Here is a 13,159-nt window from a genome sequence, read left to right as displayed (position 1 = left end):
AAGAAGCGAAGCCACCGAACATTCTAGCCGCTGGAACTGGATTATATAAAAAAGTGCAGGTGGCTTGCTCAGAACAGGAGGGCGTTGGAAGCCCTGACGAAGAGGCGCTTTTTGCCTCAAAGGAAGGGGTGAAACGACCGACTGTTCTAGCCACCGGAACTGGATTGTAAAAAAGTGTAAGCGGCTCGCTCAGAACAAGAGGACGCTAAAGCAAAGAATGGAAGCAACAAAGGGGTATGAAAAATAAAAGTGAGAGTCAGCTTTCCAAAAATGAGAGAAGCGGCTTATGAAAATATAAAGGAGGAAATTTTCATGGAAAAAACAGTAGGAAATGCGGTTAAAGGCGGTAGCTTTTTAGTAGAGGAAATTACGATTGATCAAGTGTTTACGCCAGAAGATTTTTCATCTGAGCATAAAATGATTGCAAAAACGACAGAGGACTTTATCGTAAATGAAGTTCTTCCGGAGCTTGAATATTTAGAGCAACACGAATTTGATCGTTCTGTGCGTCTTTTAAAAGAAGCTGGTGAACTTGGTTTACTAGGCGCTGACGTACCAGAAGAGTACGGCGGAATTGGTCTTGATAAAGTAAGCTCAGCGTTAATCGCAGAGAAATTCTCGCGCGCTGGTGGTTTTGCAATCACTCACGGTGCTCACGTTGGTATCGGATCTTTACCAATCGTATTATTCGGTAACGAAGAGCAAAAGAAAAAATATTTACCACTACTTGCAACTGGTGAAAAATTAGCGGCATACGCATTAACTGAGCCAGGTTCAGGATCTGACGCATTAGGTGCAAAAACAACTGCACGTTTAAATGCAGAAGGTACGCATTACGTATTAAATGGTGAAAAGCAATGGATTACAAACTCTGCATTTGCTGACGTATTTATCGTATACGCAAAAATAGACGGTGAGCACTTCTCAGCATTTATCGTAGAGAAAGACTACGCTGGTGTATCTACAAGCCCTGAAGAGAAGAAAATGGGTATTAAATGTTCTTCAACTCGTACGTTAATTTTAGAAGATGCGTTAGTACCGAAAGAAAACCTACTTGGTGAAATCGGTAAAGGCCATATTATTGCGTTCAACATTTTAAATATCGGCCGTTATAAATTAGGTGTTGGTACAGTTGGATCTGCGAAACGTGCAGTAGAAATTTCAGCACAATATGCAAATCAACGTCAACAATTCAAACAACCAATCGCTCGCTTCCCATTAATTCAAGAGAAACTTGCGAATATGGCAGCGAAAACATATGCAGCTGAAAGCTCTGTATATCGTACAGTAGGTTTATTCGAAAGCCGCATGAGCACATTATCTGAAGAAGAAGTAAAAGACGGTAAAGCAGTAGCAGCTTCTATCGCTGAATATGCAATCGAGTGTTCTTTAAATAAAGTATTCGGTTCTGAAGTACTAGATTATACAGTAGATGAAGGTGTTCAAATTCACGGTGGTTACGGATTTATGGCAGAGTACGAGATTGAAAGAATGTACCGCGATTCTCGTATTAACCGTATTTTCGAAGGCACGAACGAAATTAACCGCCTAATCGTACCAGGTACGTTCTTACGTAAAGCGATGAAAGGTGAATTACCACTTCTTCAAAAAGCACAAAAATTACAAGAAGAGTTAATGATGATGATGCCAGAAGAAGTAGGCGATGAGCCATTAGCACTTCAAAAATATTTAGTAAAGAACGCGAAGAAAATCGGTTTAATGGTAGCTGGATTAGCTGCTCAAAAATACGGTAAAGCATTAGATAAAGAGCAAGAAATTCTTGTGAATATCGCTGACATCGTAAGCAATCTTTACGCAATGGAATCAGCTCTTCTTCGTACAGAAAAAGCAATTAAAACAACTGGTCTTGAAAAGAATAAACAAAAAGTGTTATACACTGAAGTATTCTGCCAAGAAGCATTCAACGAAATCGAAGCAGATGCGAAAGAAACACTTATCGCAGTTGAAAATGGCGACATGCTGCGCATGATGTTATCATCATTACGTAAATTAACTCGCCACACACCACTTAACGTAATTCCGAAGAAACGTGAAATTGCTGCGAAAATTTTAGAAGATGAGCGTTACACAGTTTAATAGCTGTAAAGAACAGTAGTCGTATAAACGGCTACTGTTCTTTTTTTTTTGCAAAAATGAAATTTTTAGTGACATAAAACTAATGCCATTAGTATAATAAAACTAATGCCATTAGTATAATAAAACTAATAGCATTAGTTTTATTCGGAAAGGGAGCTGGAAATATGAGAGTGATACATGAAAAAACGGTATATCAATTGTCATTTTTACCAAGAGTGTTTCCTGTGAATTGTTACTTTGTGGAGGAAGAAGATGGTTTAACTTTAATTGATGCGGCTTTGCCATATAGCGCAAAAGGTATTTTACAGGCGGCTGAGAACATAGGGAAACCCATTACTAAGATTGTATTAACACATGCGCATGATGATCATATCGGTGCACTAGACGCATTAAAGGAAGTACTTCCTAATGTTCCAGTCTATATTTCTAAGCGGGACGCAAAGCTGTTAGAAGGAGATACGACGTTACAAGAGGATGAACCGAATATACCGATAAAAGGCGGTGTACCTAAAAAGGTAAAAACGGTACCTGATGTTTTATTGGAAGATGGCGACCGAGTTGGATCGCTTCTTGTGATTATGACACCGGGACATACGCCAGGATCCATGTCGTTTCTTGATGTACGGAATAAAGCTCTTATTGTCGGGGATGCATTCCAAACAAGAGGAGGTATGGCTGTTTCGGGTCAAATGAAATTTTGGTTTCCGTTTCCTGCGATGGCAACGTGGAGCAAAGAAATATCATTACAAAGTGCAGAGAAGTTAAGCGAATATGAGCCTTCCTTGCTTGCGGCAGGACATGGGAAAATGATAAAGAATCCAGGCACTGTCATAAAACTTGCTATTAGGGAAGCTAAGCGGAATATAGAAAGTAGGAAAGAAGGTTAATTTATGTCACCGAGAATCGGACTTACATTACAGAAAATCGTAGAAACAGCGGCAGAAATTGCAGATACCAATGGAATACAAGGAGTAACGTTAGCTTCATTAGCACAAAGGTTAGGGGTACGTTCGCCCTCGCTATATAATCATGTGAAAAGTTTACAAGATGTACGGAAAAATCTTGGTATTTACGGAATAAAACAGTTGCATAACAGACTGGAAGAAACGGCCGAGGGTAAACGTATGGATGAAGCAATTCATGCTTTAGGAGAAGCGTATGTAGCATTCGTCCGCAAACATCCTGGACTGTATGAAGCAACCTTTTTACGAGACGAAGAAGTAAGAAAAGCAGGTGGCGGAATTGTAAAGCTTTGTCTTCAGGTTTTACAACAGTACGGCTTAGAAGGAGAGAATGCACTTCATGCGACACGTGGATTCAGAAGTATTTGTCATGGATTTGCGTCGATTGAACAGCAAGGTGGATTTGGTTTGCCGCTAGATTTAGATACAAGTTTACATGTATTATTGGAAACGTTTATTAAGGGATTACATGTAATGAGAGATTGAATAGGAAGCAAAAAAACGTGAATTTGTTACTGATCATGCTTTTTGTATAGTAGGCTGCGGTTTGCTGGAGACAAGATTACAAAAGGATGTGAAGTGAAATGTTTGCAGGACATTTTGGCTTAGCGGCAGTAGTGAAAACAAAGTCACCTAAACTACCACTTTGGGCTCTCATGTTAAGCACACAATTATTGGATGTCATTTTTTTACCGCTTTATGTTTTAGGAGTAGAGACAATTGAGCCTATTAATAGTAATGGTTATGGTGAAGCAATCATTCACGCAGATTATTCACATTCTTTAATAGGGGCATTGTTTATTGCCTTTGTTGCAGGAATAGTAGGTATGAGATTTTGGGGCAAACGGAGTGGCTTTGTTGTTGGGGCTGTAGTTTTTAGTCATTGGATTCTTGATTTACTTGTGCACCGCGCTGATTTGCCGCTACTTCCAGGGAATTTCGGAGACTTACCTATGCTAGGTTTTGGGTTGTGGCGATTTCCGGCTATTAGTATCATATTGGAATGTATTCTTATTGCGGTGGGTGGCATATTATACTTCAAATTTACCGTTTCCAGTGTGGGTGAACAAAAGAAATTTATAGCAAGAGTAACCGGCGGATTGGTAGTTATATTATTAATTTTTTCGTTACTTATAAGTATGGCGTTTTGAGTATGAATAGCCAGAAACCTTAGAAGCGATTCTAAGGTTTTTTAGTGCATATGATTCCAAAAGAACCGTAGGCTTTTTCTCATTAAATGATATTATCTTGCAGGTTTGAAAAATGTGTATATGGCTAAGGAAAAGCAAACGAAAATAAATGCGATAGGGTCTTGATAGGGATTAGGTTCAGAGCCCTTCTGGATTTCTGTAAGGAAGTCATGTGTTTTCATGTTCATTTCTCCTTTAATTAATAAGTTTTATATGATGCGAGGGTTATGGTGGATAGATAAGAAATTTTTGAAATTCCATCTAATAATTATTCTATAGTAATCTAGTTTCAAAAACTATATAATACAAAGTTTTCATGATATGTAAAATTGCATATTATTCTTTTTGAAAATTTTGTTATATTATCTATATATTTGTATTAAGTGTTTTTGTTAAGGTAATGAAAACAAATGGAGGAATAGTATGAAAAAAGCAGTATTAGACGCGTATAATGCAGAAAGAGAAGTAGATAACATAACATATAAAAATCTAGTTGTAACGATTGCAAGCATTCTAGGGTTCTCACTCTTAGGGGGATTATTCCTTGCTTTAGCCCTTGGAATTTTTGGAGAAGAGGTATTACGTGCTAATTTAGAGGGATATTATTTACTTCTATTTGATGCAGCTGTTGTTACTATTGTTTTATTTGCTTATAAACCAGTGCTTCATTTTATTAAGAACATTTGGGATGTATCTGTTTTAAAAAATGGGAAAACCTACTTGTATTTATTAATAGGTTTTATCATCATTGCATTAACTCAGTATATAATGTTAGAGTTGTTTAGCTTTGAAAGTGCAGAGCAGCAACGAGATCAATTAGGGAGCTTAGGACTTCAAAATAGTCTACAAAGTATTATATATGTGTTAAGTGTTGCTATAATTACACCAATTAAAGAAGAAATTTTATATAGAGGTATTTTGTATCGATTTTTTGAAAAGAAATATAGTTTTCTAGTTGGTACCATTATTTCTTCCTTCATCTTTGGGATTCTTCATGGTGGTTTTCCGATTACGGCAATGATTATGGGGATTGTATTTGCTATGTTATATAAGAAAACACAATCTATTGTACCTAGTATCATTTTACATATTGTATGGAACCTACTTGTGAGTATAAGTATGATTGTTCCTTTATAAAATTGAATGAATATTTAGCAGAAAAGATGAATGGCCTAGCTATTCATCTTTTATTTTGTTTATATGTGGGAAAAGTTAATGAATACAATCCAAAAAGAACCAAATACTAATGATGAATGAACAAAGAAAGGCGGGTATGTTATATGCAAAACTTAACAGAGCTTGAAGTTGAAAACTTACGTCATTTAATTGGTGGACATGCGACGATTATTAACAAATTGGAACAGTATGCACAGGCTTGTACGGACCCAAAGCTAAAGCAAATGCTTGAGAAGGATGCACAAGATGCACGAAATACGAAACAGCAGTTAATGACTTTTCTAGGATAGGAGGAAGAGAGAAATGAATGAAAAAGATATGGTAAATGATTATTTAGCAGGGTTAAATTCAAGTTTAACAAGTTATGCAAATTATATTTCTCAGTCTGATAATGAACAGTTACATCAAACGTTAATTCAAATTCGTAATCAAGATGAATCCCGTCAACGTAATATGTATGAATACGCAAAGCAAAAAAGTTATTACAAACCGGCAGCACCTGCTAATCCAATGATTGTACAGCAATTGAAAAGTCAATTAAGTGCGGAATAGTGTGATGAATGAAACGAGCGAATGGATTCGCTCGTTTTTTTGTTTGGTATATGTCAATAAATACATAAAAAATATTTTTCCGGTTGTAACAAATATGACGAAAATGTAATATAACAATTCACAAAAAGGACAAAAGTTTGCTCAATATTTCACAAAGTATCCATGGTTTCTATCGTGGGAATCTCTATAATTAGGGTTGTAAAGAACAAAAGAAATAGACCACATGATCAATTAGGAGAGATTGCTATGAATAGAAACACAAGAAAAATTGCAATTATCGGTACTGGATTAGTTGGATCAAGCTGTGCGTATTCCATTGTAAACCAAGGGATTTGCGAAGAGCTATTGTTAATTGATATAAATCATGAACGTGCAGTTGGAGAAGCGATGGATTTATCGCACTGCATTAACTTTACAAATACAAGAACAAAAGTATATGCAGGAAGTTATGAAGACTGCAAAGATATGGACATTGTCATTATTACAGCAGGACCAGCGCCGAAGCCTGGACAAAGTCGTTTAGACACTTTAGGAGCAAGCGCAAAGATTATGGAAAGTGTTGTGAATGGCGTAATGGAAAGTGGATTTGATGGTATTTTCTTACTCGCATCGAATCCAGTTGACATTATTACATATCAAGTGTGGAAGTTATCTGGTTTACCTAGAAATCGTGTGATTGGTACTGGTACATCATTAGATTCTTCTCGCTTAAGAACTATTTTATCTGAAATGTTACATGTAGATCCTCGTAGTATTCATGGGTATTCATTAGGAGAACATGGTGATTCTCAAATGGTTGCTTGGTCTCACGTAACTGTTGGTGGAAAATCAATTCTGCAAATTTTAGAGGAACAAAAAGAACGCTTAGGTGAAATAGATTTAGATGAAATTGTTGAGAAGACTGCAAAAGCTGGATGGGAAATTTATAAGCGCAAAGGAACTACTTATTACGGAATCGGAAATTCTTTAGCTTATATTGCGCGCTCAATTTTCAATGATGATCACCGTGTTATCGCTGTTTCAGCCATTTTAGATGGTGAATATGGCGAATACGATATTTGTACAGGAGTACCAGCAATTATTACTAGAGATGGTGTAAGAGAAGTGGTAGAACTAAACTTATCAGAAGATGAAGAAAGTCGCTTTGCAAAATCAAACGATGTTTTACGCGATTATATGAAAACAATTGGTTACTAAATTATAGGAGAAGGTGAAACAAATGAAGGAATATATAATGTCTCGTGTGTTTAAAGCTTCAGCCGGAATCGCACAGGGTATTTTCGTATCCCTTGGAATTGGTTTACTGATCGAAAATATAGGAAGAATTGTTGATATCCCATTACTTATTACAATCGGAGTTGTTGCAAAATCACTTATGGCACCAGCAATTGGAGCCGGGATTGCCTTTATGCTCGGTGCAAACGGACTCGTAATTTTCTCAGCAATGGTAGCTGGAGCAATTGGAGCAGGTTCCATTTCAATTACTGAAGCTGGTCTCATCATTAAAACAGGTGAACCAATCGGTGCATTATTAACAGCGACTTTAGCAGTTTATATTGGTAAACGATTAAGTGGAAAAACTGCTTTAGATATGATGCTCGTTCCATTTGCAGCAATATTAGGTTCTGGTTTAGTCGGTATTTGGTTAGCTCAAAATATTAGCCCAGTTTTAAATACAGTTGGAGCATTCATTAAAGATAGTTCAGCTGGTAGCCCGTTTATCGCTTCTATCGTGATTGCTGTAGTTTGGGGATTGTTACTTATCTCACCGGCCTCATCAGCAGCGTTAGCAATAGCACTTAGTTTAGACGGCGTTGCAGGCGGTGCAGCACTTGCAGGATGTGTTGCTCAATTTATCGGATTCTCTGTTATTTCAGCGAAAGAAAATAACTTAGGTGGCATATTAGCCCAGGCACTTTGTACTCCAAAAGTGCAGTTACCGAACATTACTAAAAATCCAATGATTCTCGTCCCAACTGTCGTCGCTAGTGCAATAGTTGGCCCAGTATCGGCACTAATTTTCCAACTGGAAGCAGGAAAAGAAATTGCAGGTCTTGGATTAAGCTCTCTTATCGCACCAATTAATTTAATTTCCAGCCAAGGGTGGGAAGTTGTCCCAGCGATGGTAATCACTTATATCATCATTCCAGTAGCTGTTTCTTATATACTTTACATTGCTCTTAAAAAAGCAGGTCGTATTCATTCTGGTGACATGACTGTACCACAATCTTAATTTGAAAATCTCCTTAATATAGAGAAAAGCAGACTGAAGCCACAGTCTGCTTTTTTACATTTTATGATTTTGTTTTACTGGAACGCGTACTGTTTCTTTTGCTAATAATAGCTGAACACCAAAGTATAGTACGCTTGCAAGCGTCATTCCAGAAATGGCGTCTACAAATGCATGCTGCTTCGTAAATAATGTTGATAAAATAATAAGCGTACCGAAGAAAGTAAGGATGTAATATTCCAAAGTATGCTGTTCTCTACGCTTAAAGGCAGCTAACATAATTACAAATGTCGTAAGGACATGAATGCTTGGGAAGCAGTTTACTGGATGATCAATACTATAAATATAGCGGACTAGTTCGGAAAATACATCTGTTCCAACGACGGTTGGGCGTGGTACAGTTGTCTGCCAAAAAAAATAAATCGAAAAACAAGCAAGTTTTCCAAGAATTACACTACTTAAAGTGACATAATATTGCTTTCGATCAGCAAAACAGTAATAAATAAGTGCACCGTATAAGTATGGAAACCAAAGTAAGTAAGGAATAATAAATGCTTTCACAAATGGAATCCAATCATCTACTACAGTTGTGACATCTACTGCGTGAACAGTAGATTTATTTAATACATCGTAAAGGGGACTTACGAGTACGAGTAGAAGTATATAACTTAACGGAAGAAGAGATGAAAGTTTAGATTTCTTCATGATAATCTCCTATGTTTTAGTAATGTAAATAAATTCAATTGATTATAATATAGAAAATCCAATTGGGCTATCGATTTTACTTACATTTTCTTGAATTCACCTTACATTTTTGTCACTTGACTTAAAAGAGGGGGAGGGTGCTATATGAAGCGTTCACTGTATTTCTTAGTTTTTATATTGTTATGCCTAGTGAGTACTGGGTGTGCAAAAGATAAAGAAGGAGAGAATTTAGAATATAACGGGAGAGCACTCGTCATTGGAGTTGTTGGTGAAAAGCCGAAAGATACATTTAGAAATATAAAGTTTGAAAAAGTGAAGTTAGAGGAATTGGAAAAGAAAGCTAAGGAAGTGGATGGTTTTCTAATAATGAAAGATCACTTTCAAGAAGCCTCAACAGAGCAGTATAAAGATGTATTTTCATCGCTAAAGCAACCAGTATTTTTTATTGGTTTACAAGATAAATCATATTCAACTTTTATTACAAAAGGGATAGAGTATAACAGTGCACGAAAAGATGTAAATGCTATGTACGTGCAAGGTTTTGCAAATATTGGAAGTGGCGAAGGGCAACAATGGGGAGTAGGTTTATCGAATGGTGGAAATACAGAAGAAAGTATTCATAATATGTATATAGTAGTGTTTCAAACCATTTCGGACTATTTAAGTCGATGATGAAGGAGCCTGTAAAAGGGCTTCTTATTTTTTAAATAAAGTGAAACTTTAATCAGTGGGGGTTTTGTCCATCCACACTGATTATTAGACCGCACCAATCAGGCTTTTACGGGCAGTTATCTCCCACCTAACTTCCTCGCATTTGCCGAATTTCGAGGTGGGAGTCTTACTGCCCGCAAATAGCGGGATAAACGTTTGTTTAAGATATATGTTCGGTATAGAAAATCATGTATTCCAAAGGTGATGTAGAAAAACATGAAATTAATCAAACGTTTGTTTAAGAGGTATGTTCGGTATGGAGGAATTCATGTATTCCAAAGGTTGGGGTAGAAAAACATGAAATTAATCAAACGTTTGTTTAAGGTATATGTTCGGTATAAAAGAATCTACGTATTCCGAAGGTTGGGGTAGAAAAATATGAAATTAATCAAACGTTTGTTTAAGATATATGTTCGGCGTGGGATGAGAAAAAAATTTTAAAAAATTATATATTTATTTTTTCTTAATAAATGGCGGAAAAATAAGAAAAATTAGCAGGATTATTAAAAATTATCACGAAATAAGTAAAAGTTTAGCGAATAATCGTTTGAAATAATAAAATGTTTTCTATATGATAAAGGTAAAGGTTAGTAAAAAAGTAGGTGAATTTATGACAGTAACATTTTATTCATATCCAAAATGTGGCACATGTCAAAAAGCAAAGAAATGGTTTGAGGCAAACGATGTAGCATATGAGATGATTCATATTGTTGAAAATCCACCGTCAAAAGAAGATGTACGTAATTTACATGAGAAAAGTGAATTACCATTAAAAAAATTCTTTAATACAAGTGGAATGCGTTACCGCGAACTTGGTTTAAAAGATAAGTTAAAGGATGCAAGCGAAGACGAAATGTATGAGCTTTTAGCATCTGATGGCATGTTAATTAAACGTCCAATTGTAACAGATGGAACGAGTGTAACACTTGGTTTTAACGAAGAGCAGTTTGAAAGTGTGTGGAAAAAGTACCAATAAGGTATTTTTACATAATTAATACATTCACTGGAGGTACAGTCATGAGCATTCCAAATAATTTACGTTACTCTGAAGAACACGAATGGGTAAAAACAGAAGGTAATGCGGTTGTTATCGGTATTACTCATTTTGCGCAAGGTGAGTTAGGCGATATCGTATTCGTTGAACTTCCTGAAGTAGGTGCAACAATCCAAGCTGACGAGCCATTCGGAAGCGTAGAATCTGTTAAAACAGTTTCTGAATTATACGCACCTGTAAGTGGTAAAGTTGTAGCAGTAAACGAAGAATTAAGTGACCAACCAGAACTAGTTAACGAATCTCCATACGAGGGTGCATGGATGGTTAAAGTTGAACTTTCTGATGCAAGCCAAGTTGAGAAGTTATTAACTGCAGAAAAATATGCAGAAATGACAAACCAAGACTAATTATAGTCGAAGAAAAAGGACAGCCTTTGTGCTGTCCTTTTTTATGTTGTGTACATAATGAATTTAAAAACATATATATTAATTATTATGTAGGAGAACGTTTTTGAAAAACTTTTTTCATGGAGGTTTCATGCTGAGCGAGCGGCTTGCGCTTTTCATTGTCTAGCTCCACCTCCTAGCCCTTCATGTCTAAGAACCTTCCGTACGAGAAGACAAAAAGCGTCTTCTGTGCGAAAGAACCTTAGCCAACAGGGCTGAACAGTCGGTTCCGCTTTTCGTTATTGTCTAGCTCCAGCGGCTAGATTGTTCGGTGGCTTCGCGTCTTCCTGCGAGGCAAAAAGCGCCTCTACGTCAGAAGCTCCATCCCCCTCGCAATCTGAACGAGCCGCTTGCGCTTTTCATTGTCTAGCTCCACCTCCTAGCCCTTCATGTCTAAGAACCTTCCGTACGAGAAGACAAAAAGCGTCTTCTGTGCGAAAGAACCTTAGCCAACAGGGCTGAACAGTCGGTTCCGCTTTTCGTTATTGTCTAGCTCCAGCGGCTAGATTGTTCGGTGGCTTCGCGTCTTCCTGCGAGGCAAAAAGCGCCTCTACGTCAGAAGCTCCATCCCCCTCGCAATCTGAACGAGCCGCTTGCGCTTTTCATTGTCTAGCTCCACCTCCTAGCCCTTCATGTCTAAGAACCTTCCGTACGAGAAGACAAAAAGCGTCTTCTGTGCGAAAGAACCTTAGCCAACAGGGCTGAACAGTCGGTTCCGCTTTTCGTTATTGTCTAGCTCCAGCGGCTAGAACATTCGGTCATTTCACTTCTGAACTTGAGGCAAAGAGCGCCTCTAGTTCAGGAGTTCCAAAGCCCTCTTGTTCTGAGCAAGCCGCTTCCGCTTTTCTTTTGTAAAAATAAACAGGAAACAACATGAAAATAACGAATATACTATATACTAAGTTAAAGGTTGTATAGTATATGGTGATCGGGTGATGACGTATGATTTATGTGGAAAAAGTCATTATTGTAGAAGGTAAATCGGATAGAAGAAAGATTGAATCTATTATTCGTGAACCAGTGGAAATTGTTTGTACAAATGGTACAATTGGTTTGTCGAAAATGGATGAGCTCATTGATCAATTTTTTGATAAGGACGTATATGTGCTAGTGGATGCTGATGATGCAGGGGAAAAGTTAAGGAAACAATTCCGAAAAGAATTTCCGCAAGCAGAGCATATTTATATTGATCGCTCGTATCGCGAGGTGGCGACTGCACCTTCTTCACATTTAGCAAATGTATTATGGGGAGCTGACATTGACGTTTATACAGAATATTTACGGTAAGGAATGATAGAAGTGATTGATTGGACAGGTGCCGAAGCTACAGCCCTAATAGGAAATGAAGAAAAAACAGTGTTATATGTGTATACACCAATGTGTGGAACATGCCAATTAGCAAAGAAGATGTTAACGGTCGTTGAGATGACGATTGAAGATTTGAAAATTGGAATGTTAGATTTAAATTATGCCCCGCATTTAGCGAAAGAGTATGGGATAGAAAGTGTACCGTGTTTACTTATTTTTGAAAATGGGACACTGATGAAGAAAATATATGCATTTCATTCGGTTGAATATTTATATACGGAATTAAAGTAGGCGGCAAAGTTTTTGCCGCCTCGACATATTTCTTGGGAAATATGTCGACATGCGTGATAGATACAGTATTTGTCGAGCGAAAGTAACAGGATTGCGCTTTAATAAGAGGGAATGGTATGTAATAGAAAGTGATATGAGGGATGTGATTTAGGATGAAATTATATTCTTTGCTTCAATCATTTGTAAATTACGCTAATGGTCAATATCATTTAGAACCGCTTTTAAGGCAAGGAGAAAGAACTGTTAATTTTCGCTTTGGAGATGAATGCTGTTCGTTACAAATTTCAAGAGATTATATAGAACTTTTGAAAGAGGCGAGAGGAACGGAACAAATCGTTTGTTTAGAGGAAGAGGATGTACAAAAATTAGTGACTGGAAATATGAGGTTGCAAACGTTAATGAGTGATGGACGGGTACAATATTCTGGAACGTATCGCACGATGTTATTAGTTGAATCGATGTTTCATATATGTAAACCGATGTCAGTCGGAGCTTAA

Annotated in this window: 16 protein-coding genes; 15 read left to right on the top strand and 1 reads right to left on the bottom strand. The window is 37.1% G+C overall.

Annotated elements, in window-relative coordinates; genetic code table 11:
- The first annotated feature begins 312 nt into the window (after positions 1 to 312).
- The 9 genes from JFT89_RS16255 to JFT89_RS16215 all read left to right on the top strand — a co-directional run bounded on the left by JFT89_RS16255 (position 313) and on the right by JFT89_RS16215 (position 8,210).
- Positions 313 to 2,097, top strand: coding sequence for an acyl-CoA dehydrogenase family protein (locus JFT89_RS16255; protein WP_002089410.1), 1,785 nt, complete (start codon positions 313 to 315; stop codon positions 2,095 to 2,097).
- A gap of 164 nt (positions 2,098 to 2,261) precedes the next feature.
- The gene (locus JFT89_RS16250; protein WP_201040358.1) at positions 2,262 to 2,984 is read left to right on the top strand and encodes an MBL fold metallo-hydrolase; all 723 of its coding nucleotides are present in this window, start codon (positions 2,262 to 2,264) and stop codon (positions 2,982 to 2,984) included.
- 3 nt (positions 2,985 to 2,987) lie between these two features.
- Positions 2,988 to 3,545: a TetR/AcrR family transcriptional regulator gene (locus JFT89_RS16245; protein ID WP_002067998.1), complete on the top strand. Its 558-nt coding sequence runs from the start codon at positions 2,988 to 2,990 to the stop codon at positions 3,543 to 3,545.
- 98 nt (positions 3,546 to 3,643) lie between these two features.
- Positions 3,644 to 4,210 carry a hypothetical protein gene (locus JFT89_RS16240; protein ID WP_002068001.1) on the top strand — a complete coding sequence of 189 codons (567 nt, stop codon included), beginning with the start codon at positions 3,644 to 3,646 and terminating at the stop codon, positions 4,208 to 4,210.
- Between the two features lie 462 nt (positions 4,211 to 4,672).
- Positions 4,673 to 5,386 carry a CPBP family intramembrane glutamic endopeptidase gene (locus JFT89_RS16235; protein WP_201040357.1) on the top strand — a complete coding sequence of 238 codons (714 nt, stop codon included), beginning with the start codon at positions 4,673 to 4,675 and terminating at the stop codon, positions 5,384 to 5,386.
- Between the two features lie 143 nt (positions 5,387 to 5,529).
- Positions 5,530 to 5,715 (top strand): hypothetical protein, encoded by a 186-nt coding sequence (locus JFT89_RS16230; protein ID WP_002068004.1) that lies wholly within the window; start codon positions 5,530 to 5,532, stop codon positions 5,713 to 5,715.
- 13 nt (positions 5,716 to 5,728) lie between these two features.
- Positions 5,729 to 5,977, top strand: coding sequence for a spore coat protein (locus tag JFT89_RS16225; RefSeq protein ID WP_002034620.1), 249 nt, complete (start codon positions 5,729 to 5,731; stop codon positions 5,975 to 5,977).
- Positions 5,978 to 6,223: 246 nt separating this feature from the next.
- Complete coding sequence (locus JFT89_RS16220; protein WP_016096596.1) at positions 6,224 to 7,174, top strand: L-lactate dehydrogenase; 951 nt, start codon at positions 6,224 to 6,226, stop codon at positions 7,172 to 7,174.
- Positions 7,175 to 7,196: 22 nt separating this feature from the next.
- Positions 7,197 to 8,210 (top strand): PTS sugar transporter subunit IIC, encoded by a 1,014-nt coding sequence (locus tag JFT89_RS16215; protein ID WP_002089394.1) that lies wholly within the window; start codon positions 7,197 to 7,199, stop codon positions 8,208 to 8,210.
- A gap of 54 nt (positions 8,211 to 8,264) precedes the next feature.
- On the opposite strand, the gene JFT89_RS16210 is transcribed toward JFT89_RS16215, so the two are convergent.
- On the bottom strand, positions 8,265 to 8,912 hold the full coding sequence (locus tag JFT89_RS16210) for a phosphatase PAP2 family protein (protein WP_002068009.1): 648 nt from the start codon (positions 8,910 to 8,912) through the stop codon (positions 8,265 to 8,267).
- A gap of 144 nt (positions 8,913 to 9,056) precedes the next feature.
- Here JFT89_RS16210 and JFT89_RS16205 point away from each other — a divergent pair, with 144 nt between their 5' ends.
- From JFT89_RS16205 to JFT89_RS16180, 6 genes are all read left to right on the top strand, one after another.
- Positions 9,057 to 9,584, top strand: a complete 528-nt coding sequence (locus tag JFT89_RS16205) for a hypothetical protein (protein ID WP_016096597.1) — start codon at positions 9,057 to 9,059, stop codon at positions 9,582 to 9,584.
- Positions 9,585 to 10,233: 649 nt separating this feature from the next.
- Positions 10,234 to 10,599 (top strand): arsenate reductase family protein, encoded by a 366-nt coding sequence (locus JFT89_RS16200; RefSeq protein ID WP_002124230.1) that lies wholly within the window; start codon positions 10,234 to 10,236, stop codon positions 10,597 to 10,599.
- A 41-nt stretch (positions 10,600 to 10,640) separates the two neighbouring features.
- On the top strand, positions 10,641 to 11,024 hold the full coding sequence (gcvH, locus tag JFT89_RS16195; RefSeq protein WP_000026895.1) for a glycine cleavage system protein GcvH: 384 nt from the start codon (positions 10,641 to 10,643) through the stop codon (positions 11,022 to 11,024).
- Between the two features lie 981 nt (positions 11,025 to 12,005).
- Complete coding sequence (locus JFT89_RS16190) at positions 12,006 to 12,350, top strand: toprim domain-containing protein (RefSeq protein ID WP_000640865.1); 345 nt, start codon at positions 12,006 to 12,008, stop codon at positions 12,348 to 12,350.
- Between the two features lie 3 nt (positions 12,351 to 12,353).
- A complete protein-coding gene (locus tag JFT89_RS16185) occupies positions 12,354 to 12,662 on the top strand; it encodes a thioredoxin family protein (RefSeq protein ID WP_002015940.1) in 309 nt (102 codons plus the stop codon).
- Positions 12,663 to 12,814: 152 nt separating this feature from the next.
- The gene (locus JFT89_RS16180; protein ID WP_002068015.1) at positions 12,815 to 13,159 is read left to right on the top strand and encodes a hypothetical protein; all 345 of its coding nucleotides are present in this window, start codon (positions 12,815 to 12,817) and stop codon (positions 13,157 to 13,159) included.

Source organism: Bacillus sp. TH25 (assembly GCF_016650935.1).
Taxonomy (GTDB): Bacteria; Bacillota; Bacilli; order Bacillales; family Bacillaceae_G; genus Bacillus_A; species Bacillus_A mycoides.
Note: the sequence above shows the minus strand (reverse complement) of the source record. Positions and strands in the feature narration are given on the sequence as shown.